Below are 25,872 nucleotides of genomic sequence, written 5' to 3'. Positions count from 1 at the left end.
GCCCGTCACAACCCGGCCAGCCGCGCCTCGCCGCGCGCGGCGAGCTGGTCGCGCAGCCGCTCGGCGACCTCGGCGGGCAGCCCGTCGATGCTGGCGTCCGTGCCGGCCGACGCCGTGTGGAGCTGCAGGGACGCGAGCCCCAGCGCCCGGGTCAGGGGGCCACGCTCGACGTCGAGGTACTGCATGCGTCCGTACGGCACGACGACGAGCGTGCGGAACATGATCCCCTTGCGGATCAGCAGGTCGTCGGCGCGCTCCGCGTAGCCGATCGCGTGGACCTGGCGCGGCACGAGCCACAGCAGCCACAGCGCGAGCAGCACGAAGAAGGCGGGAAAGGCCCAGACCCAGGCGGCGCCCGTCGCGAGCGCGACCACGGCGCCGGCCACCGCGAACAGCCCCACCGTGCCCAGCGAGACCACCAGGCGGGCCGTCACCAGCTTCCCGGACACGCGGGACCACTCGAGCCCCGGCGGATCGAACGGGTCGGCGGGGGCGCGAACGGCAGAGGCGTCGTCGGTCACGGGATCATCCTCCCATCCCCGTCGGACGCGGCAGGGAGCACGCGACCCTTCAGGCGCGAGCGTCCATCTCCGGTGAGCCGGGCGGGTTGCGTCGCTCGCGCTCCTTGCCGTCGTCGTCCGACGGCGGGAGCTGGCAGAACCGCTCGACCAGGACCCCGACGACGCACAGCACCGCGGCCGCGCCCACCGCCCACGCGGCAGCCAGGCCGTGCGCGCGCCGCGAGTCGATGTCGAGGTCGCCGAGAACGACGAGGACCTGCGCCAGGTACCACCCGACCAGCAGGGCACCGGTCACCGCAGCAGCCTTGCCCAGCACGTACGTGCGCGCCGCCCGCAAGGCGTCCAGGTCCGGACGACGGCCGCGCTGGTACGCGCGGACCGTCCAGCCCGCCCAGAACACCGCGCCGGCGAGGAGCAGCAGCGCGACGTCGACGACCCAGGGCACGTCCGAGAGGTACGTGCCGCGCGACTCCAGGAGCCAGAGCACGAGCCACCCGACGAGCGCCGCGCCAACCGCGAGCTCGACGAGCCACCGGATCGGGGTGCGCCTCATCGTGTCGGCGGCTCCTCCGTCGTCGGCGGGAACAGCGGGGCGACGGGACGCGCGGCGTCGGCGGGGGCGACGAAGGCGTCGCTCGCCGCGGGCACGCCGGGCTCCGGGAAGCTCGGAGCGGGAGCCGTGAAGTCGGGCACGGGCGCCGCGAGGTCCGGGCCCGCCGTCGGCCCGCCGTGCGTCGCGAAGCCCGACGTGCGGTGCGGCACGGCCTGCGGGGCGGTCTGCACCGGCTCGGGGCCGCCGAACGTCTGCGAGGCCGGCGAGGCGACCACCTGTGTCGGGGCGACCACCTGGGTCCCTCCGCTCACCGGCGGGAACGACAGCGGCACCCCCGTGAGCAGCCCGCCCGCGGGCTCCGGCGGCGCCGTCGGCTGCGTCGGGGCCTGGGCGGGCGGTGCGACGGGCGCAGCGGCCGGCGCCGGGACGATCATCGCGGTGGGCGCGGCCGACGAGAACGGCGCCTGCCCGACCGGTTCGGCGGACGACGGCTGGAACGCGCTCGGCGCGACCGGCCGCGGGTCCGAGATCCGCTCGGCCAGGACCGCCGTCGGAGCGACCACCTGACCGACGACGGGCGCGCCCGCGGCGAAGCGCGGTGCCTCGACCCGGACGTCGTCACGCGGGGGCGGGAAGCCGACCGTGCCGCCCTCCGCCGGCGACGCGACGGAGAACGGGTCGCCGAACGCGGTCGACGTCGCCGCGTCGGTCGGGCCGTCGCCGCGGTGGTCCTCGTGGGGCGTCGGCTCGGGGTGGTGCGGCTCGTGCTGCGCCGGCTGCGGGCTCGCGGGCTCGGCCGGAGCCGGCGGGCCGTCGGGCGCCGCGACCAGGCCGGGCTGGACCGGGGGCAGCTGGACCGGGGGCAGCTGGGCCGGCTGGACCGGGGCGGGCTGCGTCGGCGCGGTCTCGGCCGGTGCCAGGAGCGAGTCGAACGCGTCGGGGGCGCCGGCGGCCGGGGCGACCGGCTCCTGAACGGGCGGTGCCGGGAGCTGCTCGACGGGCTGCTGCTCGGCCGCCGGCCGCGCCGGCGACGACTGCGTGGGCGCCGAGGACGGCTCGGGGAGAGTCTGCGCTGCCGGCGCCTGCGGCTCGACGGGGATCGCGGGAGCGGCGACCGGGATCACCGGTGAGGCGGACACCGCGCCCGACGGGACGGCCGTCGGCTCGGCCGCCCCCGGCGGGATCGCGGGCGGCGCGACGGGCGCCGGGGCGACGGGAGCCGGAGCGACGGGTGCGACGGCAGGCTCCACCGGGCCGGGCTCGGGCGTCGCGGCTGCGACGGGGGCCGGCGCGACGGGCGCCGGCGGCTCCGTGACGGGCGGCACGGGCGCGAGGTGGGCGGCCGCGTGCGCCTCGGGCTGCGCGGGCGCGGGCTCCGGCTCGTGGTCCCCCAGCCAGTCGAGGGCGAGCCACCGGATCCCGGCCCGGTCGGGCGCGGTCGCGGCGAGCTGCGCGACGGGCCCGCCGCCGAGACCCGGCAGGACGGCCTCGGGCTGGACCTGCGACCACGGCTCGAGCACGAACGCGCGCTCGTGGGCCCGCGGGTGCGGGAGCTCGAGGTCCTCCGACACGTCGGTCAGGGTCCCGTAGACGATGATGTCGACGTCCAGCGTGCGCGGCCCCCAGCGCTGCTCGCGCACCCGGCCGAAGCTGTGCTCCACGTCCTGGCACGCGTGCAGCAGCTCGCGCGCCGACATCGAGGTGCGCGCGACGACGACCGCGTTGAGGAAGTCGTCCTGGTCCACGCCGCCGACGGGCGCGGTGCGCGCCAGGGGCGACACGTCGAGGACCTCGATGCCCCCGATCGCGTCGAGCGCGCTGATCGCGTCGCGGAGGGTCTGCTGCGGGTCGCCCTGGTTGGACCCGAGCGACAGCACGACGTCGACCGGCGATGCCGGGATCTCGTCCATCCGGTCGTGGTCGCGCAGCGCGGCGACGAGCGAGGCGTCGTCCTCGGCGTCCTGCTCGTCGTCCGTCACGGGCTCCGCCTCGGCCGACGCGGTGTCGACCGGCTCGTCGAAGGTGTCCGGCAGCGTCACGGGCGGGATGACCGCCGCGGCGACGACGGGCGCGACCGTCGGCAGCTCGGCGGGCGCGACCACCGCGACCGGCTCGGGCTCGACGACGGGCGCCGGCGCCGGCTCGGGCGACCCGAGCGTCAGCAGGTCGACCGGCACCGGCACGACGGCCGGGCGAGTCCGCGACCGGCGGACCGCGACCACGACGTCGTCGAACGGGACCGTGATCGGCGCCTCGGGCTTGTGCAGCGCGACGTCGACGGCGACGGCCGCGGGCTCGTCGAGGACGACCGCGGCGATGCGCTCGGCGACGGTCTCGATGAGGTCGGCCGGGGACGAGCTCAGCACGGCCGTCACACGCTCGGCGAGCTCGCCGTAGTGCACGGTGCGGGCGAGCGCGTCACCCGCGGCCGCGGGGCGCGTGTCCAGGTGGACGACGACGTCGGCCACGAACTCCTGGCCGTTCACGCGCTCGTGCTCGAACACCCCGTGGTGGCCGGTGGCGCGCAGTCCGACGAGCCGGATCTGGTCCAGCACCTCGCCGTCGTCGTCGTGGACGGGTCCGGTCCCTGGCAGCGTCACGATCGTGGTCCTTCCTGCTGTGCCCCTGGCAGCGCTCCCCCTTGCGGCCGGGAGAAGGCCGCACGGGATGCTCTCACGTCGAGCCATCGCGAGACCACCCGCACGGCGTCGGCGGACGGCCTGACGTCGTGCACGCGGACCGCCCAGGCGCCCTGCGCCGCGCACAGCGTCGTGATGGCCGCGGTCGCCGCGTCGCGCTCCGCGGGCGGCACCGGGTCGACGCCCGGGCGGGCCAGGAGGTGACCGAGGAAGCGCTTGCGGCTCGCCCCCACGAGGACCGGCCGGCCCAGCGCCTGGAGCACGTCGAGGTGCGCGAGGAGCGGCCAGTTGTCGACGCCCGGCTTCGCGAAGCCCAGGCCCGGGTCGAGCACCACCTGGTGGGGGTCGACCCCCGCGCCCACGAGCGCGTCCAGCCGGGCGGCAAGCTCGTCGCGGACGTCCCGGACGACGTCGTCGTAGCGGGCGTTGGCGTCCATGACGTCGGCGTGGCCGCGCCAGTGCATCGCGACGTAGACCGCGCCCGAATCGGCGACGACGTGCGCCATGTCGGGGTCGGCGAGGCCGCCCGAGACGTCGTTGACGACCCGCGCACCCGCCTCGAGCGCGCGCGCCGCGACCCGGGCGCGCGTCGTGTCGACGCTCACGGTCGCCCCCGCCGTCGACAGCGCCTCGATCACGGGCAGCACCCGCCGCAGCTCTTCGGCCTCGTCGACCCGCTCGGCTCCCGGACGGGTCGACTCGCCGCCCACGTCGAGCAGGTCCGCGCCGGCCGCCAGGAGCTCGTGCCCGTGCGCGATCGCCGCCTCCGGCTCGAACCACTCGCCGCCGTCGGAGAACGAGTCCGGCGTCACGTTGACCACGCCGAGGACGAGCGTGCGGTCCAGCGCCGTCAGCGAGGCCGGCAGCGGAAGACGCGCGGAGGTCGGGTGGAGCACTAGCGCCCCAGGATGAGGCTCATCGCCTCCGCGCGGGTCGCCCCGTCACGCATCTGGCCGCGCACCGCGGACGTGACCGTACGCGCACCCGGTTTGCGCACCCCGCGCATCGACATGCACAGGTGCTCGCACTCGACGACGACGATCGCACCGAGCGGGTCGAGGTGCTTGACGAGCGCGTCCGCGACCTGCGACGTGAGGCGTTCCTGCACCTGGGGCCGCTTCGCGTACACGTCCACGAGACGCGCGAGCTTGCTCAGCCCGGTGACCTTGCCGTCGCGCGGGATGTACCCGACGTGCGCGACGCCGTGGAACGGCACGAGGTGGTGCTCGCAGGTCGAGTACACCTCGATGTCCTTGACCAGGACCATCTCCTCGTGACCGATGTCGAAGGTCGTGGAGAGCACGTCGGCGGGCTCCTGCCGCAGGCCCGCGAAGATCTCCCGGTAGGCCCGGGCCACGCGCGCCGGCGTGTCCTGGAGCCCGTCCCGCTCGGGGTCCTCGCCGACCGCCAGCAGCAGCTCGCGCACGGCAGCCTCCGCGCGCGCGAAGTCGAACGCGCCGTCGTGCGTCACGCTCAGCCCTCCGTGGGGTGCGACGGGCCGGGCTGGTCGGTCGGCGGGACAGGCGGGACGAAGCCCGCGGTGTCGCCGACGCGCTGTCCCTCGGGGACCTCGCCGATCGGCTCCGCCGGGTGCTCGGGCTGGGCGCCCGCCGCCTCGTCCTCGGGGATCACCTTGCCGTCGCCGAGCGCGCGCTTCTCGGCGTCCGTCAGCACGGGTCCGTCCGGCGAGACGGCACGCTGCTCGCTGGAGAGCCAGACCTCGCGCGGCGACCGCTTGACCACCGGCGAGAACACCTCCGCGAGCTCGCCCTGGTTGAGCGTCTCCTTGTCGAGGAGCCGCAGCACCAGGTCGTCGAGGACCCCGCGGTACTGGACGAGAACCTCCCAGGCCTCGTCGTGCGCCTGCTCGACGAGCTTGCGCACCTCCTCGTCGATGACCCCGGCGACCTCTTCCGAGTAGTCGCGCTGGTGGCCCATGTCGCGGCCCAGGAACGGCTCGCCCTGACCCTGGCCCAGCTTGATCGCGCCGACGCGCTCGCTCATGCCGTACTCGGTGACCATCTTGCGGGCGATCGCCGTCGCCTTCTCGATGTCGTTGCTCGCGCCGGTCGTCGGGTCGTGGAAGACGATCTCCTCTGCGACGCGGCCGCCCATCGCGTAGGCGAGCTGGTCGAGCAGCTCGTTGCGCGTCGTGGAGTACTTGTCCTCCATCGGCATGACCATCGTGTAGCCGAGCGCACGGCCGCGCGGGAGGATCGTGACCTTCGTGACCGGGTCCGTGTAGCGCATCGCCGCGGCGACGAGGGCGTGGCCGCCCTCGTGGTACGCCGTGATCTTCTGCTCCTTGACGTTCATGACGCGGGTGCGCTTCTGCGGGCCGGCGACCACACGGTCGATGGCCTCGTCGAGGGCACGGTCGTCGATGAGCTGGGCGCCGGAGCGCGCCGTGAGCAGCGCGGCCTCGTTGAGGACGTTCGCGAGGTCGGCGCCCGTGAAGCCGGGCGTCCGCCGCGCGACGACGGCGAGGTCGATCTCCGGGACCATCGGCTTGCCCTGGGCGTGCACGCGCAGGATCGCCTCGCGCCCCTTGAGGTCGGGCGCCTCGACGGCCACCTGGCGGTCGAAGCGGCCCGGGCGCAGCAACGCCGGGTCGAGGATGTCGGGCCGGTTGGTCGCGGCGATGAGGATGACGTTCGTCTTGACGTCGAAGCCGTCCATCTCGACGAGCAGCTGGTTCAGCGTCTGCTCGCGCTCGTCGTGACCGCCGCCCATGCCCGCGCCGCGGTGGCGGCCGACGGCGTCGATCTCGTCGACGAAGATGATCGCCGGCGCGTTCTGCTTGGCCTGGTCGAACAGGTCGCGGACACGGCTCGCGCCGACGCCCACGAACATCTCGACGAAGTCCGAGCCGGAGATCGAGTAGAACGGGACGCCCGCCTCGCCGGCGACGGCGCGCGCGAGCAGGGTCTTGCCGGTGCCGGGAGGACCGTAGAGCAGGACGCCCTTGGGGATCTTCGCGCCCACGGCCTGGAACTTGGCCGGGTCCTCCAGGAACTCCTTGATCTCCTGGAGCTCCTCGACCGCCTCGTCCTCGCCCGCGACGTCCGCGAACGTCACCTGCGGCATGTCCTTGGTGATGAGCTTCGCGCGGGACTTGCCGAAGCCCATGACCCGGTTGCCGCCGCCCTGCATGCGGGACAGCAGGAACCAGAAGATCAGGCCGATGATCACGAACGGGATCACGAGCGAGAGCAGCGACGACCAGAACGAGGCCTGCGCGATCTGCGAGTCGTAGCCCTTCGGCGGGTCGGCCTTCACGACGTCGTCCACGATCTGCGTGCCCTGCGGCTCCACGTAGTAGAACTGCACGCTCTTGCCGTAGTTCTTGCCGTCGGCCTCGAAGTCGGACTTGAGGTCCAGCTGGACCCGCTGGTCGCCGTCGACGATCAGGGCCTTGTCGACCTTGCCCTCGTTGAGCAGCTCGATGCCCTGGTAGGTGTCGATCCGCTCGACCTTGGGCCGTGCCAGGACGCTGAACGCCGCCCAGAGCACGATCAGGGCCACGACCACCCAGATGATCGGGCCGCTGAGGATTCGCTTCATGTTCATAGGTGCCGGGGCTTGGCCCCCGTCCCTCCGCTCGCACTCGTCTGCAGCGAAACTACACGTTCGCGCTGAGAGGACCCCGGGCTGTTCGCCCAGGGCACAGCGCACCGACGACGCGCGGCCCTACCTGCCCGGCACGGTCACGTGCCGGGCCCGGGACGCGCACCGCTCGCTCACCCTCCGTACACGTGCGGGGCGAGCGTCCCGACGAACGGAAGGTTGCGGTACTTCTCGGCATAGTCCAGCCCGTACCCGACGACGAACTCGGTCGGGATGTCGAAGCCGACGTAGCGGACCTCGACGTCGACCTTCGCGGCCTCGGGCTTGCGCAGCATGGCGGCGATCTCGACCGACTTGGGGCCGCGGCTGCGGAGGTTCGACTTGAGCCACGACAGCGTCAGACCCGAGTCGATGATGTCCTCGACGATGAGGACGTTGCGGCCCGTGAGGTCGGAGTCGAGGTCCTTGAGGATCCGGACGACACCGGACGACTTGGTGCCCGACCCGTACGACGACACCGCCATCCAGTCCATCTCGACGCTGTGGTGCAGCCGGCGCGCGAGGTCCGCCATCACCATGACGGCACCCTTGAGCACCCCGACGAGCAGGAGGTCCTGACCGCGGTAGTCCTCGTCGATCTGGGCCGCCAGCTCGTCGAGCCGGGTCTGGAGCTGCTCCTCGGACAGCAGCACGCTCGACAGGTCGGCCGCGACGTCGGATCGGTCCACGACAGCTCCTCAGGGTCTCGGGATAGGGCGCAGGTCAGAGGTGGGGCACCGGCTCGGTCCCGGGGTCGGGGGTCCGCGGGGCGCCCACCGCGCGCAGCACAAGCCTGCCACACTCGCGCGCGCCGAGGACGGGCCCCGGCAGGTGGACGGCTCGCTGCCCGTGCCACCGGACGACGAGCGCGTCGAGCGCCTCGACGTGCGCGGCCGTCAGCGCGCCGCCGGGCGAGCCTGCCCGCGTCGCGGCCAGCCGCAGGGCGCGGGTCCGCAGCGCGCGCGGTGCGTCTTCGAGCACTCGCACGTCCAGGTCCACCGACGGCGACGTTCCGCTCGCCGACGGTGACGTTGGGTTCCCCGACGGCGACGTTGGGTTCGCCGACGGTGACGTTGGGTTCGCTGACGGTGACGTTGGGTTCGCCGACGGTGACGCACCTGACCGCGGAGGCTGCGCCGTCGTGGCGGCGGCGTCGGCGCGGACGAGGAGGTCGGTGGCGAGGGCGTCGAGGACGTCGGCGTCGTCGCGCAGCTGCGCTGCGGTCCGCGCGAGCGCGGCGGGCACGCCGGGCCCCAGGACCCGCGTCAGCTCGGGCAGCACCTCGGTCCGCACGCGCGACCGCAGCGGCAACGCGTCGAACCGACGCGGATCGTCGTCCCGAGCACCACCGGACGACGATGCGCGTCGGTTCGGCGACGCGCCGTCGCCCGGAGGGCCGTTGGTCGGGTCGTCCCACCACGTCAGCCCGACGGCGTGGCACACGGCCTCGGTGTCGGCGCGGCGCAGCCCGAGGAACGGCCGCCGCAGCACGCCCCGCACGGGCGGCATCCCCGCGAGCGACCGCGCGCCCGACCCCCGCGCGAGCCCGAGGAGCACGGTCTCGGCTTGGTCGTCGAGGGTGTGCGCGAGCAGAACGGCATCCGCCCCGTGCTCGCGGGCGGCGTCATCGAGCGCCGCGTACCGCGCCTCGCGCGCCGCCGCCTCCGGTCCACCGCTTCCCGCGACGACGACGCCGCGCACCTCGACGGGGTCGAGCCCCAGCCCGCGGCAGGCGCGGGCGGCGGTGGCGGCGACGTCGTCGGACCCGGGCTGGAGCCCGTGGTCGACGACGACGGCCCCGGCCCTCAACCCGGCGCGCGGCGCGACGAACGCGGCCGTGGCGGCGAGGGCCAGCGAGTCCGCGCCGCCCGAGCACGCGACCAGGACGAGGGCTCCCCGCGGCAGGTCCGCGAGGGCCCCGCGCAGGGCGACGCGCGCGGCGGCCTCGGACGGCGTCGGGCCAGCCATCCGTCGTCCGCCGTCAGCCGTGCACGCGCCGCACCCAGGCGCGCGGGTCGGCGATCTCGCGGGCGGTGGGCAGCGTGTCCGGGGACGTCCACACCGCGTTGAAGCCGTCCTGGCCGACGCGCTCGGTGACGGCGCGGACGAACGCGGCGCCGTCGCGGTACTGGGCGATCTTGGCGTCCATGCCGAGGAGGCGCCGCAGGACCTGGTCGGCACGCGTGCCGCCCGCGTCACGACGGGCCTCGAAGCGCGCCCGGATGTGGGCGACGCTGGGGACGAGCGCGGGACCGACGGCGTCCATCGCGACGTCGGCGTGCCCCTCGAGGAGCGCCATGACCGCGGTGACGTCGGCGAGGCGTTCCTGCTGCTCGGCGTCGATCATGCCCGTGAGGAGCGACTGCCCCTCGCCCCGCACGGCCGCGAGGACCGCGCGGCCCACCGTGCTGAGCTTGTCGCGGACCCGGGCCTCGGAGAAGTCCTTGGAGGTGCGCGCGAGGTCCGCGATGAGCTCCCGGGCGCGGCCCGCGAGGTGCGGCGCGAGCCACGGCGACGCCGCGAACTGCAGCGCGTGCGTCTGCTCGTGGAGGCACACCCAGAGGCGGAAGTCGGCGGGGTCGACGCCGAGCTGGCGCTCGACGCCGAGCACGTTGGGGGCGACCAGGAGGAGGCGGCCCTTGCCGCCGGGCCGGCTGTACGGGTCGAACTGGCCGAGCACGCGGCTCGACAGGAGGGCGAGCGTCGCCCCGACCTGCGCGCCCCCGACGAGCGCGGTCACGGGCTGGGCGTCGTCGAGGAGGTCGTCGAGCGCGCCGCGCGTCATGTGGTCCATGACCTCGGTGTTGGCGCGGGCCCACCGGACCCGGTCGACGACGTAGACGTCGCTCAGCGCCGACGCCCGGTCCGCCGGGACGAGGCCGGTCACTTCCTCGACCGGGCCGACGGCGCGATCCGCCGCCGCGCGCAGCCCCGCGACGAGGAGGTCCAGGTCGGCGCGCGGCGCGACCGGTCCGGGGCGGGCGAGCCGCCCGGCGACCGCCGCAGCCGCGTTCCAGTCGACGATGCTCACGGCACCGGAGGTCGCGTCGGGGCTCATCGCCCCACCCTAACGACGGCCCCTCGATCGCCGCGCAGGCTTCACGATCGGCGAACCCACGCTCGCCGACCATGCGGCCGAGCACCGCGCTCCCCGCCGACCATGCGGCTGCCCACCCGTTCGGCGCCGACAAGGTGGACAACCGCATGGCCGACAACAGCCGGAGTGGACGATCGCATGCTCGCGGGAGGTCACACCTGGTGAGCGGCGGCTCCGGTGTGCACGTCTCGACGAATCGAACGTCACCCTCGGCGAACCCAGCGTCACCCTCGGCAGACGCAGCGTCACCCTCGGCGGACCCAGCGTCACCCTCGGCGAACCCAGCGTCACCCTCGGCGGACGCGGCGTCACCCTCGGCGAACCGGACGTCGCAATCGGTGGGCGAGCGCCTGTGGAGGTGACGTCACCGCCGAGGGTGGGGCGGGTGGGGTGCGCGCGGTCGTGACTGGGTGGGCGCGAAGCCGAGCGAGGAACGAGCGAGGCGGATGGAAGACCGCGCGCACCCCACCCGCCCCACCCGCCGCAACCGGGTCAGGGTCACCGACGGATCACGAGCACCCGCAGGACGCCAGCTTCGACACGAACGCGTCGAGCGCGGCGCGCGGCCCCCACTGGCCGGCGGCCCCGGTCTTGTCGGCCATGACGACGAACAGCAGCTCGCGCCGGTCGTGCGTGACGAGCGTCCCGGCGAGCGAGGTGACGCCGTTGAGGCTGCCGGTCTTGGCGCGCACCATGCCGCGCGCGTCGCCGCTGAGGAAGCGGTCGTCGAGGGTGCCGCGCAGGCCGGAGATCGGGAGCATCGAGACGATGCCCGTGAGCTCGGGGTGGTCGTCGGAGGTGATGAGGCCGAGCAGCGCGGCGAGCTGGCGGGGGCTGAGGCGTGAGCCCTTCCCGAGCCCGGAGCAGTCGGCGAGCCGCGCGCCGTCGAGGTCGACGCCGAGCCGCGCCACGGACGCGAGCACGGCCTTCGTGGCGCCGTCGAAGCTCGCGGGCAGCCCGCCGGCGTCGGCGACGAGCCGCCCGAGGCCTTCGGTGATCGTGTTGTCGGACATCTCGAGGGCGTAGCCGACGACGTCGCGCACGGGGGCCGACTCGACCCGCCCGAGCTCGGCTCCGTTCGCGGGCGCGTCTCCCCGCGCGACGCCCGTGACCGTGATGCCCTGCTTCTTGAGCGCGGCGGCGAGCACGTCGGCGGCGTTCATGGCCGGGTCGTCGTACCGCTGGGCGTACTCGTCGTCGGTCCTGCGCCCCTCGTCGACGGCGACCGCGCTGATGTGGGCGACGTAGCCCTCGGAGAGGAAGCCGGGGTCCCACGTGGGGCTCGCGGACGGCCCGGTGAACAGCGTGTCGTCGAGCAGCAGCCGGACGCTGGTGCGGCCCTGGAGCTCGAGGGCGTCGGCGACCTGGGCGGCGAGGTCTCCGATCCCGGCGCGCCCGTCGACCTTCGACGCGGACCCCTTGCCCGCGGCGAGGAGCTGGTCGCCGCCCCCGACGAGCACGATGGTGCTGCCCGAGCCCTGGACGACGGTCGTGGGGAGCGTCGACGACGGGTCGAGCTCGGTGAGCGCCGCGACGCCCGTGAGGAGCTTCTGCGTCGACGCGGGCACGTACGTGTCCGTGGCGCCGGACGCGGCGAGCACGTCGCCCGTGAGCCGGTCGACGACCTGCACCCCGACGTGCGAGCCCATCTGCCCGCCGTGGACGAGCGCGGAGGTGGCGGCAGCCACGCTCGCCGACGACGCCGCGGGCGCGTCCTGGGAGAGCCCGGGCGCTGCTGCGGGCCGGGCGAGCGCCGAGGCCCCGGGCGCCGTCGGGAAGGGAGGCGGCGGCGTCGGCTCGGGGGCGGTCGTGAGGACGCCGGGAACGACGTCGTTCGCGTCCGCGACGGCGTACCCGCCCGCGAGCACGACCGCCGCCGCGACGACGATCGACGTGACGCGGAGCGTCCGACCCATGCGTTTCTCCTGGCCTTTCGTTCGCCGGCCCACCCGCGGCGGGGCCGGCCTGTGACATGTCGCACACGTCCGTACCCGTTTTGGCCCGGTGCGAGAAGCGTCCCAGGCCTGATGAGCGTACGTGCGCATGACACACTAGAGCCCGACTCACGGCACGGAGGAGAACAGTGGAGTTCGACGTCACGATCGAGATCCCCAAGGGTCAGCGCAACAAGTACGAGGTGGACCACGAGACCGGTCGCATCCGCCTCGACCGCATGCTCTTCACGTCGACGCGCTACCCGGACGACTACGGCTTCATCGAGGGCACCCTCGGCGAGGACGGGGACCCGTTGGACGCGCTCGTGCTCCTCGAGGAGCCGACGTTCCCGGGCTGCCTCATCCGCTGCCGCGCGCTCGGCATGTTCCGCATGCGCGACGAGGCGGGTGGCGACGACAAGGTCTTGTGCGTCCCGACGGGCGACCAGCGCGCCTCGTGGCGCCAGGACATCGACGACGTGTCGGACTACCACCGTCTCGAGATCCAGCACTTCTTCGAGGTCTACAAGGACCTGGAGCCCGGCAAGTCCGTCGAGGGCGCGCACTGGGTCAACCGGGCCGAGGCCGAGGCCGAGGTCGAGCGCTCGTTCCAGCGCGCCAAGGACCAGGGCTACTACGACCACAACGCGAAGACGCAGGGCCTCCCCGGCCACTGACGGTCCGCCGCAACACACGAAGGCCGCCGCTCCTGCAAGGGGGCGGCGGCCTTCGTCGTCCCCGACTCGCCCGGCGAGGTAGCACTATTCGCTCGAGGTAGCGCGGAGTCCGTACGACCTCGGACGAAGAGCGCTACCTCGCGAGGAGAGCGGTCGGCGCGGCGCGGATCAGTGCGACCGGTGGACCTCGACGCGCGCGCTCACCTCGTAGTGGTCGGACGGCGCCTTCCTGCTGTTCGTGACGTGCACGCGGTACGACGTGGCGACGACCTTGTCGTTCATGATCACGTGGTCGATGGGCTCGCCGTTGGCGCGCGCGCCGGTGAAGTCGTGGAACGAGCCGTAGTCGCCGTCGGTGTTGCTGCGCGCGGTCAGGTCGGCGCTCGTGAAGCCGTGCGCGGCGAGGACGTCGAGCGGCGTGGTCGCGGCGCGGCCCGGGTAGGAGTTGTAGTCGCCCGTAAGCACGACGGGCTCGCCCGAGTGCCGGTGCTTCCGGACGAGCTTGACCAGCCGCGCGGCCTCGAGCGCGCGTGCCCGCTGCGCCACGGCCGAGCCTGCCGTGTGCTTGCTCGTGTACGCCGTGAGGTGCGCGTTCACGACGAGCACCGCCTGGTGGCTGCGCTTGTCCTTGAGCTCGACCCAGGTGGCGTAGCGCGCGTCGATGCCCTTCGAGCCGGACGACGAGATCTTCGAGTAGCCGCAGTGCAGCACGCTGAACTTCCCGGGGGCGTACAGGACGGGCTGGTTCTTCGTGGTGCACGGCTTCGAGCTGTGCGGGTGCTTCGCGACCCGGAGGTGCGCCGCCTTCGCGACCACGCTGACGGGGCGCTTGCCGCCGACCTTGCCCCACCCGGTCTCCTGCAGCCCGGCGATCCCGACCCCGCGCAGCTGGCGGCCGGACAACGTGAACCGCTTCGCCCAGGACCGCCCGGCGTCGTCGTCGAACTGGGTGCGCAGCAGGTTGTAGGTGGCGACGGTGGTGGTGAACGCGACGGGGGTGCGCGCGTTCCCGGCGAGCACCGTCGCGGTGCGCGGCTTCGACGCGTGCCGGACGAGGCCCCACCGGTCCGCGACGACCCGCACGTAGAAGATGGGGCGCAGGTGCATCGCCTTGGGCCGGACGCCGTCGAGGGTGATGCTCGTGTGCGTCGTCCGCACGACCGTGCGCTGCTTCGCCGACCTCGTGGCGGCGAACGTCACCGTGTAGCGCGTCGCGTTCTTCACGGGCTTCCACGACACCTTGACCGTCGAGGCCGTGAGCGGCCGGACCGTCGGGGCGACGGGCACGCCGAGGGGCTTGAGCGGGGTCGAGAACCCCCTGACCCGGCTGTCGGGGCCGCGCACGACCTGCTCGTCGCCGTCCTCGGTCGCGTGCGCGGGGCCGCGGACCGTGCGCAGCAGCACGTAGTAGCGGGCGCCGTCGCGCAGGTTCACGCGGTACGACGTCCGGTGCACCACGGCGGACCGGTGGAGGACCTTCGTCATGGCGGGGTCGCTCGCGACGACGACCTGGTATCCGGTCGCGCGTGCTGCCGCACCCCAGCGGAGCGTGACGCCCGAGGTGTCCGGCTTCGTCGTGACGTCGGTGACGGGCGACGGCGGGCGGAGCGGGGTGTGCACGGCGAGCGGCTGCGTCGTCGAGCCGGCGACACCGTGCCAGGTCGACGTGACGGCGACGTAGAGCTGCTGGTCCTCGGTGATGCCGCGCCCGCCGACGTGGACGTGCGGGTCGGCAGCGTCGACCGTCCGGGTCCACACGACGTGGCGCAGCGCGGGGTCGGTCGCGACCCGGACGAGGTAAGCCGTCGCACGGTCGCTCGTGGGCTCCCAGCTCACGTCCGCGCCGTCGAAGGTGATGTTGGCGGCCGTCAGCGCCGCCGGCGCCGGCGCCGGCGCGATGCCGTCCCCACGAGACACGACGAGCACGCCCACGGCGACGAGGGTCGCGAGGACGACGAGCAGCAGGGTGCGGAGGCGGGGGTGCGCGTGCGGCCGCGCGGGCTCGCGGGGTTCGTCGCCCGTCGACGACGGCGGCGGTGGCACGGGCGGACGACCCGGGCTCCCGGCCGGGTGCGCGGGGGAAGGCGGGGCGGGCGGGCGCGGCGACGCACCGACGGGCGGCGCGGTGGGCGCCTCGACGAACGGCAGGTCCGCGGGGGGCAGGGTGACCGGTGCGAGGAGGACGGTCGTCTCGATGCTCGTCTCGACGAGGACCGCGACACCGGAGTCACCGCCGACCGAGGCCGCGACGGCGACGGCGCTCGTGCTCTCGGTCCGTGCGGGGATCCCGGCGATGCGGCGCATGACGGGCGTCAGCTCGGCCCGCGGGGCCGGCTCCCGATCTCGGGGCACCCACACCCGGCGGGGCACGACGGGCCGACGCGGCGGCCGGCCGGACGACGTGGTCCCGGGCCGTGACCGCGACTCCGCCCCGACAGACGGAGCGGGAGTGACGACGACCACCGGACGAGCCTACGAGACGGGCCGCCGGGGGTCGGCCGCGGACGCGTCCGTGCTGGCCGTGCGGCGTGTCCGCACGTGCCTCCGGCGGGGGCGCTGCCGCAGTGCCGTCTCACATCGTGGTCTCACGATACGAGATGGGGTGGACGGCCCGTGGACGGGGCCCGTAGCGTCGCCGTCATGTCCCGTCGAATGTGTCGCTGAGAACTCACCCGCGCAGCCGCCAGCCGGCCGCACCGGTGATCCGTTCCAGCACCCGTTCGTCGCCCCGGGCCCGCCCGGACCTCCGCGGTCCCCGGCCCACGGACGCTCCGGACGCAGGGCACCCCGGCCCGACGGATCGCCGCAGCTCCCCCGCCGCACCGTCCAACCACCCCGCCAGGAGCAGACATGTCGAACGCCGCCGAGACCACGCCGCAGTGGTCCTTCGAGACCCGCCAGATCCACGCCGGCCAGCAGCCCGACCCCGTCACCGGGGCCCGCGCGCTCCCCATCTTCCAGACGACGTCGTACGTCTTCCCGTCCGCCGAGACCGCCGCCGCGCGCTTCGCGCTCCAGGAGCTCGGCCCCATCTACACGCGCATCAACAACCCGACCCAGGAGGTCGTCGAGAACCGCATCGCTGACCTCGAGGGCGGCGTCGGCGCGCTGCTCGTGTCCTCGGGCCAGTCCGCGACCACCCTCGCGATCCTCAACGTCGCCGAGGCCGGCGACCACGTCGTGGCGAGCTCGAGCCTGTACGGCGGCACGTACAACCTGCTGCACTACACGCTCGCGAAGCTCGGCATCGAGACGACGTTCGTCGAGGACCCGCACGACCTGCAGCAGTGGCGCGACGCGGTCCGCCCCCACACCAAGCTGTTCTACGGCGAGACCATCCCCAACCCGAAGACGGACGTCCTGGACATTGAAGGAGTAGCGGGCGTCGCCCATTCGACCGGGGTGCCGCTGATCGTCGACAACACGGTCGCGACCCCCTACCTGATCCGTCCCCTCGAGTGGGGCGCGGACGTCGTCGTGCACTCCGCGACCAAGTACCTCGGCGGGCACGGCACGGCCGTGGGCGGCGTGATCGTCGACGGCGGCTCGTTCGACTACGCGCAGCACCCCGAGCGCTTCCCGAACTACAACACCCCGGACCCCTCGTACAACGGGCTCGTGTTCGCGCGCGACCTGGGCGTCGGCGGGATCTTCGGCGTCAACCTCGCGTTCGTCCTCAAGGCGCGCGTCCAGCTCCTGCGCGACCTCGGCACCGCGATCGCCCCGTTCAACGCGTTCCTCATCGAGCAGGGCATCGAGACCCTGTCGCTGCGCGTCGAGCGGCACGTCGAGAACGCCCAGAAGGTCGCCGAGTGGCTCGACGCGCGCGACGACGTCGTGCGCGTCCACTACGCCGGCCTGCCCTCCTCGCCGTGGCACGCGAACGCGCAGAAGTACGCGCCCCGCGGGCCGGGCGCCGTCCTCGCCTTCGAGCTCGACGGCGGCGCGGACGCCGGGAAGGCGTTCGTCTCCGCCCTGCAGCTCCACTCGAACGTCGCGAACATCGGCGACGTGCGCTCGCTCGTCATCCACCCGGCCTCGACGACGCACAGCCAGCTCACCCCGGAGGAGCAGGCGCTCTCCGGCGTGACGCCCGGCCTGGTGCGCCTCGCCGTCGGCATCGAGAACGTCGAGGACATCCTCGCGGACCTCGAGCTCGGGTTCACGGCCGCGAAGGCCGCCCTCGGGGCGAACGCGGCTGCGTCGGGCACGCAGGCCTGAGGCCGGGGTTCGATCCGTGGACGCCCGCACCCCCTCCGACTGTCCGACCGTAGGCTGGACACCAGTGACCTCCCCCGACCTGTCTCCCCTCGCTCCCGCGCGCCCGCCCGTGGCGCGCGGACGCTCGGCCGCGACCCGGCGCACCTCGCGCGACGCGGTCCCGGTGACGAGCGCCTGGCGCGTGGGCGACCCGGTCGGACGGCGGCAGTTCGCCGACCTGGCGACGCTGGACCTGGAGGGGGGCGGGCGCCTGCCCGTCACGCTCGCGTACGAGACGTGGGGCGAGCTCAACGAGGCCCGCGACAACGCGGTCCTCGTGCTGCACGCGCTCACCGCCGACTCGCACGTGCTCGGCGACGCCGGCGACGGCCACCCGACCGCCGGCTGGTGGTCCGAGATGGTCGGCCCCGGCCGCCCGATCGACACGGACCGCTGGTTCGTCGTCGCCCCGAACGTCCTGGGCGGCTGCCAGGGCTCGACGGGCCCGGCGTCGAACGCGCCCGACGGCCAGCCGTGGGGCTCCCGGTTCCCCGTCGTGACGGTGCGCGACCAGGTCGCGGCCGAGATCGACCTCACGCGCGAGCTCGGGATCGGCTCGTGGGCGCTCGTCGTCGGCGCCTCGATGGGCGGCCTCCGGGTGCTCGAGTGGGCGCTCATGGGCCCCGAGGCGGGCATCGGCGTCGACGCCATCACGGTCATCGCGTCGACCGCACAGACCTCCGCCGACCAGATCGCTTGGGCGCACAGTCAGCTCCTCGCCATCCGCGCCGACCCGAAGTTCCGCGGCGGCGACTACTACGACGCCGAGGACGGCGACGGGCCGCACGTCGGCCTCTCGGTCGCCCGGTCGATCGCGCACACCACCTACCGCAGCGCCCCCGAGCTCAACGAGCGCTTCGGGCGCGTCCCGCAGGGCGGCGAGGACCCGCTGCACGGTGGCCGCTACGCCGTGCAGTCCTACCTGGACCACCACGGCGACAAGCTCTCCCGCCGGTTCGACGCCGGGACCTACGTCCGGCTCACCGAGTCGATGCTCACGCACGACCTCGGCCGCGACCGGGGCGGCGTCGAGACGGCTCTCGGCCAGATCACCGCGCGGGCGCTCGTCGTCGCGGTCGACTCCGACCGCCTCTTCCTCCCCGCCGAGTCCGCGCGCGTCCAGCGCGGGATCCCGGACGCCGAGCCGCTGCACGTCATGCACTCCGACCACGGGCACGACGGGTTCCTCATCGACTTCGACCAGCTCGGACCGATCGTGGCCGAGTTCCTGGGCACGCCCGACCGGGTCGCCTGACGGTGGCGGGGGCCGACGCGCGACGCGCCGTCGCGACCCCCGCACCCCCTGACGGAGCGCCCGGGCCGCCCCGCGCCCTCGGCCTCCCGGTCGCGCCCGCCGCGGCGCTCGCCTGGGGCCTCCAGTTCGCCTTCTTCAACCCGGCCCTCGCGCTCATCCTCGCCGACCGGTTCGGCGCGAGCGACGGGCAGATCGGCCTGGCGCTCGCCCTCTACAACGCGAGCGGGTTCGTGTGCTCGCTCGTGATCCCGATGCTCGCCGACCGGCGCGCCGACTACCTCTCCCCCCTCCTGTGGGCAGGGTTCGCCACGCTCCCGCTCGCGGCGGTGCTCGGCCTGAGCCACGACCTCACCACCGCGGTCGTCGCGCTGGTCGTCCTCGGCGGACCCGCCGGGGTGGGCACGTCGCTGCTCTTCGCCCATCTGCGCGCCGTCGGGATGCCGCCACGCTCGATCATCAACACCCGGGCCGTGTTCTCGTTCGCCTGGGTCGCCGGCCCGCCCCTTGCCACCCTCGCGGCGTCCACCTTCGGTGACGCGGCGGTCCTCGCCTGCATCGCCGTCATCGCCGTGCTCGGGCTCGCCACCACCTGGGCGATGCGGCGTGCGTCGTCGCCGGCGGACGCGGGGTCGGCCGGTCCGGGCGCCGAGGCGCCGACCACCGAGACCCTGCTGCCCGTCGCGCTCGTCGGCGTGGTGGTGGCGTTCGTCGCGCTGCAGGCCACGAACTACATCTCCACGACGACCATGGCCCTGTACGTCACGCACACCCTGCACCTGCCGACCGTGTGGGCGGGCGTCGCGCTCGCCGTCGCCGCGGGCCTCGAGATCCCGGCGCTCGTCCTCGCGGGCCGGCTCACGGCCCGGTACTCGAACCTCACGCTCATCGCGGCGTCGTGCGTGCTGGGAGCCGGCTACTACCTGGCGCTCGCGCTCGCCCAGGGCCCCGTCGAGCTGGTCGCGTCCCAGGTGCTCAACGCGGCGTTCTTCGCGATCGTCGCCGGCATCGGCCTGACGTTCTTCCAGGAGATCATCCCCGCGCCCGGCCTGGCGTCCGGGCTCTACACGAACGTCCGGCGCGTCGGCGCGGTCGCGGCCGGCGGGATCGTCGCACTCGCGGGCGTCCTCGGAGGCTACCGGGACGTGTTCCTCGTGTGCGCCGGACTCAGCGTGCTGGCCCTCGCGCTCGTCGTGCCGATCGGCCTCCTCGGGCCACGCCTCCGCCGCCCCCGCCGAGCGGCGAACGGTCCGTCCCGTCGTTAGCGTCGTCGGGACGAGCTCAGGAGGGCTGACGATGGCAGTGAAGGACTTGGACGGCAAGGTCGCGCTGGTGACGGGGGCGGGATCGGGCATCGGTCGGGCGACGGCGGTGCTCCTCGCGCGCCGGGGTGCGGCGGTGGTCGCGCTCGGCCACAGCCAGGACAGCGCCGACGACGTCGCGGACGAGATCCGTCGGCAAGGCGGGACCGCGCTCCCCGTGGCGGCGGACGTGGCCGACCCCGACGCGGTGCGCGACGTGCTCGCGCGGGTCGGGCAGGAGCTCGGGCGGTTGGACGTCGTCGTCGCGAACGCGGGCGTGAACGGCGTCTGGGCGCCGCTCGACGAGCTGGCGCCCGAGGAGTGGGCCAGCACGATCGCCACGAACCTCACCGGCACGTTCCACACCGTGCGGTTCGCGGTGCCGCTGCTCGTGCGGCAGGGCGGCTCGGTCGTCGTCGTGTCGTCGATCAACGGCACCCGCACGTTCAGCAACTCCGGCGCCTCGGCCTACGCGACCAGCAAGGCGGGGCAGGTGGCGTTCGCACGGATGGCCGCCGTCGAGCTCGGGCCGCGCGGGGTACGCGTCAACGCGGTGTGTCCCGGCGCGATCGACACCGAGATCGACGACAACACCGAGCAGCGGCACACCGACGACCTCGGCGTGCCGGCCGAGTTCCCGGCAGGCCAGATCCCGCTCACGGGCCAGGAGCCCGGGGTGGCCGCGCAGGTGGCCGACGCCATCGCGTACCTCGTGTCCGACGCGGCGAGCCACGTGACGGGCACGGAAGTCTTCGTCGACGGAGGTCAGTCGCTCATCGCGTGACCGCGTGGCTCGCGGACGAAGAGCTCCGCCGTGGCCGCGTCGGCCGGGTAGTAGGCCTCGATCCGGAGCTCGTCGAGCGTGACGTCGAGGGGCGTGGTGAAGGTCGTCATGGTCGAGAACATCCGCAGCTCCCGGCCACCGTGCCGCACGACCATGGGGAGCACCACGCCGCCCTCGTCCGGCCGGGACCGCGCGTCGTCGTCGGGGTGCGGGCCCAGGAGCTCGTCGTAGAGCGCCGTGAGCTCGGCGTCGGGCGCAGCGGCGAGCTGGCGCAGGATGCGCGTCCGGAAGACGCTGCGGACGTCGGCCAGGTTCGCCACGAGCGGCGCGAGGCCTCGCGGGTCGAGCGCGAGCCGGACCAGGTTGGGCGTGGGCCGGAGGAGGTCGGGGGCGACGCCCACGAGGAACGGCTCCATCCCCCGGCCCACGGCCAGGACGTTCCACCGCCGGTCCAGGACGACCGCGGGGTAGGGCTCGTGCGACGCCAGCACGCGGCGCACGGCGTCCTCGGCCGCGGCGAGCGCGTGCGTCCCGAGCGCCCGTTCGGCGAAGCGCGGGGCGAAGCCGGCCGCGAGCAGCAGCCGGTTGCGGTCCCGGAGCGGGACGTCGAGCTGTTCGGCGAGCCGCAGGACCATGTCCGCCGTCGGGCGCGAGCGCCCGGTCTCGACCAGGCTCACGTGCCGCGGCGACACGTCGGCGGCGAGCGCGAGGTCGAGCTGGCTGAGCCCGCGCCTGTGCCGCCACTCGCGCAACAACGCTCCGACGGTCTGCATACCGGCGACCGTATGACGAGTGCTCCCGCGACGCCATGAACTCGCAGTTCATCGACACCGCGCACGTCCGACGCCCATGCTCGGGCCATGTCCACCATCGAGAACCTCGACCAGACCGAAGCGGCCCGGAACAAGGCCACCGTGCAGCGCGCGTTCGCCGCCCTCGTCGCGACCGGCGACGCGGACGTGCTCGCGAGCGCCCTGACCGACGACTTCGTCCACCACCGGCCCGACGCCGACCGTTCGAGGGAGGCCTGGCTCGACGCCGTCCGCCGCGCGATGGTCCCGCTCGCCGGCATGGAGGTCGAGATCGACCACCTGCTGGCCGACGGCGACCACGTCGTCATGCACTCCCGCCGACGGTTCCCGGACCGGGACCGGGCGATCACCGTCGTCGACGTGTGGCGGTTCGAGCAGGGCCGGATCGCCGAGGCGTGGGAGGTCATCGAGCCCGACGCCGAGGGCCCCGTCCACTTCACGTGGTGGGTCTGACCGCGACCCGGCAGACCGCGCACGTAGCGTGGGGGCATGCTCGCCGCCTACGCCGCCCGCTTCTCCCCCGACGACCCGCTGACCGCGCTCGAGGTCGGTGACCGGCCCGAGCCCGCTCCCCCGACGGATGCCGCGCCGTTCTGGACGACGCTCGACCTCCGCGCCGCGAGCCTCAACCAGCACGACCTGTGGTCGCTGCGCGGCGTGGGCCTCCGCGCCGAGCAGCTCCCGATGATCCTCGGCACGGACGCCGTGGGCCGGACGCCCGACGGGCGGGACGTCGTCGTGCACGGGGTGGTGTGGGGGGACGGGCAGGCGACGGGACCGGAGGCGGGCGACCGGCGGACGCTCCTCTCGGAGCGGTTCCCGGGCGCGCTCGCCGAGCGGGTCACGGTGCCCACGGCGAACCTCGTCCCCCTCCCCGAGGGGCTCTCGCCCGAGGAGGCCGCGTGCCTCCCGACGGCGTGGCTCACCGCCTACTCCATGCTGTTCCGCGGCGCGCGGGTGACGCCGGGCGACCGGGTGCTCGTCCAGGGCGCGGGTGGCGGCGTCGCGACGGCGGCGATCGCGCTGGGCGCGGCCGCGGGGCTCGAGGTGTGGGCGACGTCGCGGTCGGAGACGAAGCGCGCGGAGGCGCTCCGGCTCGGCGCTGCGGCCGCGTTCGAGTCGGGCGAACGGCTGCCGGGGCGCGTCGACGCCGTGATCGAGACGGTCGGGAAGGCGACGTGGTCGCACTCGGTGCGGTCGCTGCGCCCGGGCGGCACGCTCGTCACGGCCGGCGCAACGACGGGCGACCCGGACGCCGCCGAGCTGACCCGGATCTTCTTCACCGAGCTGCGCGTCCAGGGCGTGACGATGGGCTCGCGCGCGGACCTGGAGTCGCTGCTCGCGTTCGTCACGCGGACCGGCGTGCGGCCGCGCATCGACTCGACGCACACGCTCGCGCGCGTCGCCGACGGGTTCGCGCGGCTGGCGTCCGGCGAGCACGTGGGCAAGGTCGTCGTGACGGTCTGAGCCGTGGCTCGCGCCGCCCGACGACCGCGAGGTAGCACCTTTCGCCCGAGGTAGCGCGGAGTCCGTGCTATCTCGGGCGAAAGGCGCTACCTCGCGGTCGTGCCAGGGGTCCAGCCGACGACGCTCGCTCGCGCCCGGCCGCAGCGCTCGGACGACGAGAGCCCCGCCGCCGCCCGACCCACCGGGTCGGGCGACGACGGGGCGCTTTCGTCACCGCGTCCGATCAACCCGCCGAATGCTGCGAGCCCGCAGCGATGACGGCCTGGTTCACCGCGCGCACCCGCGTGTCGTCCATCTTCGCGAAGGCCCGGTCGTAGGTGTAGAACCCGTTGGTCTCGCCCTCGATGTCCGTGAACTGGGTGTAGACCGAGCCGGACAGCCGGTCGCGGGCGAGGCCGACGAGGCTCTCCGTGTTCTGGACGTACGCGTCCGTCAGCGCGTCCTTCGAGCCGAACGCCTGGTACGGGCTGTTCGACGTCGACCAGATGTGGCCGAGCACCGTCATCGAGAGCCCGCCGTGCTCGCCGTCGATCGCGGCCCGGGTCGCGTCCGGCGTCGGCGTGGCCGGACCGGCGTACGTGTGCCAGTCGATGATGTCGCCCGAGCCGTTGTCGCCCGGCATGTCGCAGCAGTTCTGGCCGCTGCGCGTGTCCACGAGGCGCGTCGGGTCCTGCGCCTTGATCGACGCCGCGACGTCCGCTGCGCCGTCCTGGCTCCACTCGCCCCAACCCTCGTTGAAGGGGATCCAGCCGATGATCGCCGTGTCGGACGCGTGCTGGTCGATCATCCGGCGCAGCTCGGACTTCCATTCGTCCTGCTGGGCGGCGTCGCGGTTGCTCGACGACGGCATGTCCTGCCAGACCATCACGCCGTCCTTGGCCGCGTCGTAGTACCACCGCTGGGGCTCGACCTTGATGTGCTTGCGGATCGTGTTGAAGCCCAGGTCCTTGGTCGTCTGGATGTCCCAGTTCAGGGCTTCCTCGGTGGGCGCGGTGTACACGCCGTCGGGCCAGAAGCCCTGGTCCAGCGTCGCGAGCAGGAACGTCTGCTTGCCGTTGAGGACGATCCGGTTGGTCCCGTCGATGCTCTTGATGCCGATCGACCGCAACCCGACGTAGCTTCCGACGGTGTCCTTGGACGCCCCGTCGTGCAACGTCGCCCTCACCGTGTACAGGTACGGGTCGTCGGGCGTCCACCGGTGCGAGCTCGCGATCGGCACGGTGAGGGGCTCGTTCGCACGGCCGCTCGCGGTGCCGGCCTTCTTGCCGTCCGCGTCGTAGACGGTGACGACGACGCTCGCGTGGTTCGACGCACCGGACGCGGCCGCGGTCACCTGGAGGGCGTCGCCCGCGCCGTCGGCGTCCGACGACAGCTGCGGCGTGAGCTGGAGCGAGTCCACGTGGACCTGCTGCACCGGCTCCATCCACACCGTCTGCCAGATGCCCGACGACGCCGTGTAGGACAGGCCGGTCGGGTGCGGGTTCTGCTTGCCGATCGGCTGCTCGCCGGTGGTGTCCGTGACCCGGACGACGACGTCGTTCCGGCCCTTCTTCACTGCATCCGTGATGTCGGCGGTGAACGCGTCGTAGCCGCCCGTGTGCTCGGCGACGATCTTGCCGTTGACGTAGACGGTCGCCTGGTAGTCGACGGCGCCGAAGTTCAGCTCGAGCCGCTGCTGGTTCGGCTTGTCACCCACGTTCCAGGACGACGGCACCGTGAACGTCCGGTGGTACGCGAAGTGGTCGTAGTGGTCCTGGATGCCGGACAGCTGCGACTCGGTCGGGTACGGGACGACAGCGGTCTTCGCGTCCGACCAGGTCGAGGGCGGTGCGGTGTCCGCGGCCGCCAGCGGGGTGAAGTCCCACTTCCCGTTGAGGTTCTGCCACGCGGTCCGCGTCAGCTGCGGGCGCGGGTACTCGGGGAGCGGATGGTTCGGGTCCACGTCCTTGGCCCACGTGGTGGTGATCAGGAACGTCGAGTCGTTCGTCACGCGGGTCGCGAACGCAGGGATCGCATCGCCGGCGGCGCGGGCGCCACCGGCGCCGTCGTACGTCACGAGAGCGGCCACGCCCCGCGGGACCTGCGCACCGAGGGTCACCCGGACCGACGACGGCGTCGGGCCGGCGGTGACGCCCGTCACCGGGTAGTCGGTGTCGCCCACCGCCAACCGCACGTGCCCCGCCATCCCCTCGGCGCCTGTGACGGCACCCGGGAACGTCAGGTCGACGCTGGTACCCGCAGCGGGAATGGTCGCCGCCGCGGCATACGGCGTGAAGTCCTCGGGCAGTGTGAACGCGGACGCGGGCACGGCCTCCTTGGCGATCCCGGCGTCCGTCGAGGCCCAGCGCAGGTGGACGTTCGCGCCACCCGTCGCCTGGAACTGCTCGAACGTGAACGGCACGGGCTGGCCCGCCTCGAGGTGCACCGTGCGGGTCGCCGTCTGCTCCAGGTCCCACTGGTTGACCCAGAAGTCGATCAGCTCGTCGGAGGAGCTGTTGCCACCGACCCACAGGCGGAAGCCGTTGTCGCCGATGGCCGAGAACGTGTAGTCGCCCGTCTTGGGCGCGGTGACGAACCCGGACCACCGCACCCCGACCTCGTCAGGCTGGCCGAGGATCGCCTTGTACGTCGGGATCATGTCGTCGACGTCGACGTCCGGGTCGACGACGGACGCCTTGAGGTTGGCCGGGTCGAGCGCGAACGTGTCCGTGTCCGTGATCGTGTAGTAGTCCGCGCGCAGCCCGCTGCGCCCGTCGTCGGACGCCGTCGCCGTGCCGGACGTCGCTGCGGCCGCCGTCGAGACAAGGGCAACGGCTGCGGTGAACGCCAGGCTGCCGGCAACGGAGGCGCGGAGCCAACGGACCCGGCCGCTCGCTCGTCTGTGTGGGAAGTCGTGACGCATCGGGGAACCTCGTTCTTTCGTTGCGATCTCGGGCTGTGCTCACAGACGGCGAGCGTCGCCCCCGCTC

Annotated in this window: 20 protein-coding genes; 7 read left to right on the top strand and 13 right to left on the bottom strand. The window is 73.9% G+C overall.

Features of this window, described 5'->3' with window-relative positions:
• Positions 1-5 precede the first annotated feature (5 nt).
• From ACFT5B_RS14435 to dacB, 10 genes are all read right to left on the bottom strand, one after another.
• Complete coding sequence (locus ACFT5B_RS14435) at positions 6-521, bottom strand: PH domain-containing protein (RefSeq protein ID WP_386799378.1); 516 nt, start codon at positions 519-521, stop codon at positions 6-8.
• Positions 522-570: 49 nt separating this feature from the next.
• Positions 571-1,074, bottom strand: coding sequence for a DUF3180 domain-containing protein (locus ACFT5B_RS14430; RefSeq protein ID WP_386799376.1), 504 nt, complete (start codon positions 1,072-1,074; stop codon positions 571-573).
• Positions 1,071-3,674, bottom strand: coding sequence for a 2-amino-4-hydroxy-6-hydroxymethyldihydropteridine diphosphokinase (gene folK, locus ACFT5B_RS14425; RefSeq protein WP_386799374.1), 2,604 nt, complete (start codon positions 3,672-3,674; stop codon positions 1,071-1,073). The genes ACFT5B_RS14430 and folK overlap by 4 nt, the downstream gene beginning before the upstream one ends.
• Positions 3,671-4,609 carry a dihydropteroate synthase gene (gene folP, locus ACFT5B_RS14420; protein ID WP_386799372.1) on the bottom strand — a complete coding sequence of 313 codons (939 nt, stop codon included), beginning with the start codon at positions 4,607-4,609 and terminating at the stop codon, positions 3,671-3,673. The genes folK and folP overlap by 4 nt, the downstream gene beginning before the upstream one ends.
• The gene (gene folE, locus ACFT5B_RS14415) at positions 4,609-5,184 is read right to left on the bottom strand and encodes a GTP cyclohydrolase I FolE (protein ID WP_386799370.1); all 576 of its coding nucleotides are present in this window, start codon (positions 5,182-5,184) and stop codon (positions 4,609-4,611) included. The genes folP and folE overlap by 1 nt, the downstream gene beginning before the upstream one ends.
• Before the next feature lie 2 nt (positions 5,185-5,186).
• Positions 5,187-7,283, bottom strand: a complete 2,097-nt coding sequence (ftsH, locus tag ACFT5B_RS14410) for an ATP-dependent zinc metalloprotease FtsH (RefSeq protein WP_386799367.1) — start codon at positions 7,281-7,283, stop codon at positions 5,187-5,189.
• A 170-nt stretch (positions 7,284-7,453) separates the two neighbouring features.
• Positions 7,454-8,008, bottom strand: a complete 555-nt coding sequence (hpt, locus tag ACFT5B_RS14405; RefSeq protein ID WP_386799365.1) for a hypoxanthine phosphoribosyltransferase — start codon at positions 8,006-8,008, stop codon at positions 7,454-7,456.
• A gap of 34 nt (positions 8,009-8,042) precedes the next feature.
• A complete protein-coding gene (gene tilS, locus ACFT5B_RS14400) occupies positions 8,043-9,287 on the bottom strand; it encodes a tRNA lysidine(34) synthetase TilS (RefSeq protein WP_386799364.1) in 1,245 nt (414 codons plus the stop codon).
• 13 nt (positions 9,288-9,300) lie between these two features.
• Positions 9,301-10,377, bottom strand: a complete 1,077-nt coding sequence (locus ACFT5B_RS14395) for a zinc-dependent metalloprotease (protein ID WP_386799362.1) — start codon at positions 10,375-10,377, stop codon at positions 9,301-9,303.
• A gap of 548 nt (positions 10,378-10,925) precedes the next feature.
• Positions 10,926-12,332, bottom strand: a complete 1,407-nt coding sequence (gene dacB / locus ACFT5B_RS14390) for a D-alanyl-D-alanine carboxypeptidase/D-alanyl-D-alanine-endopeptidase (RefSeq protein WP_386799360.1) — start codon at positions 12,330-12,332, stop codon at positions 10,926-10,928.
• A 167-nt stretch (positions 12,333-12,499) separates the two neighbouring features.
• Between dacB and ACFT5B_RS14385 the strand changes: the two genes are divergently transcribed.
• Positions 12,500-13,027 carry an inorganic diphosphatase gene (locus tag ACFT5B_RS14385; protein WP_386799358.1) on the top strand — a complete coding sequence of 176 codons (528 nt, stop codon included), beginning with the start codon at positions 12,500-12,502 and terminating at the stop codon, positions 13,025-13,027.
• Between the two features lie 168 nt (positions 13,028-13,195).
• Here ACFT5B_RS14385 and ACFT5B_RS14380 read toward each other — a convergent pair whose 3' ends face one another.
• On the bottom strand, positions 13,196-15,331 hold the full coding sequence (locus ACFT5B_RS14380) for an endonuclease/exonuclease/phosphatase family protein (RefSeq protein WP_386799356.1): 2,136 nt from the start codon (positions 15,329-15,331) through the stop codon (positions 13,196-13,198).
• A 546-nt stretch (positions 15,332-15,877) separates the two neighbouring features.
• On the opposite strand from ACFT5B_RS14380, the gene ACFT5B_RS14375 reads away from it, so the two are divergent.
• The 4 genes from ACFT5B_RS14375 (at position 15,878) to ACFT5B_RS14360 (ending at position 20,624) form a co-directional block, all read left to right on the top strand.
• Positions 15,878-17,248: a bifunctional o-acetylhomoserine/o-acetylserine sulfhydrylase gene (locus ACFT5B_RS14375; RefSeq protein ID WP_386799354.1), complete on the top strand. Its 1,371-nt coding sequence runs from the start codon at positions 15,878-15,880 to the stop codon at positions 17,246-17,248.
• A 64-nt stretch (positions 17,249-17,312) separates the two neighbouring features.
• Positions 17,313-18,542, top strand: a complete 1,230-nt coding sequence (locus tag ACFT5B_RS14370) for a homoserine O-acetyltransferase (protein ID WP_386799352.1) — start codon at positions 17,313-17,315, stop codon at positions 18,540-18,542.
• A 2-nt stretch (positions 18,543-18,544) separates the two neighbouring features.
• A complete protein-coding gene (locus tag ACFT5B_RS14365; RefSeq protein ID WP_386799350.1) occupies positions 18,545-19,804 on the top strand; it encodes an MFS transporter in 1,260 nt (419 codons plus the stop codon).
• Positions 19,805-19,835: 31 nt separating this feature from the next.
• Positions 19,836-20,624, top strand: a complete 789-nt coding sequence (locus ACFT5B_RS14360) for an SDR family oxidoreductase (RefSeq protein ID WP_386799348.1) — start codon at positions 19,836-19,838, stop codon at positions 20,622-20,624.
• Here the strand turns inward: ACFT5B_RS14360 and ACFT5B_RS14355 are convergent.
• The gene (locus ACFT5B_RS14355; RefSeq protein WP_386799346.1) at positions 20,606-21,397 is read right to left on the bottom strand and encodes a helix-turn-helix domain-containing protein; all 792 of its coding nucleotides are present in this window, start codon (positions 21,395-21,397) and stop codon (positions 20,606-20,608) included. The two genes, ACFT5B_RS14360 and ACFT5B_RS14355, sit on opposite strands and share 19 nt — an antisense overlap.
• 87 nt (positions 21,398-21,484) lie before the next feature.
• Here ACFT5B_RS14355 and ACFT5B_RS14350 point away from each other — a divergent pair, with 87 nt between their 5' ends.
• Both ACFT5B_RS14350 and ACFT5B_RS14345 read left to right on the top strand, forming a co-directional pair.
• Complete coding sequence (locus ACFT5B_RS14350; RefSeq protein WP_386799344.1) at positions 21,485-21,889, top strand: nuclear transport factor 2 family protein; 405 nt, start codon at positions 21,485-21,487, stop codon at positions 21,887-21,889.
• A gap of 36 nt (positions 21,890-21,925) precedes the next feature.
• A complete protein-coding gene (locus ACFT5B_RS14345) occupies positions 21,926-22,903 on the top strand; it encodes a zinc-binding dehydrogenase (RefSeq protein ID WP_386799342.1) in 978 nt (325 codons plus the stop codon).
• A 223-nt stretch (positions 22,904-23,126) separates the two neighbouring features.
• Here ACFT5B_RS14345 and ACFT5B_RS14340 read toward each other — a convergent pair whose 3' ends face one another.
• Positions 23,127-25,805, bottom strand: coding sequence for a sugar-binding domain-containing protein (locus ACFT5B_RS14340; protein ID WP_386799341.1), 2,679 nt, complete (start codon positions 25,803-25,805; stop codon positions 23,127-23,129).
• Positions 25,806-25,872 lie beyond the last annotated feature (67 nt).

The sequence above is a fragment of the Luteimicrobium sp. NPDC057192 genome, from assembly GCF_042670205.1.
Classification (GTDB): domain Bacteria; phylum Actinomycetota; class Actinomycetes; order Actinomycetales; family Cellulomonadaceae; genus Luteimicrobium.
This window is presented reverse-complemented; position numbering and strand designations above follow the sequence as displayed.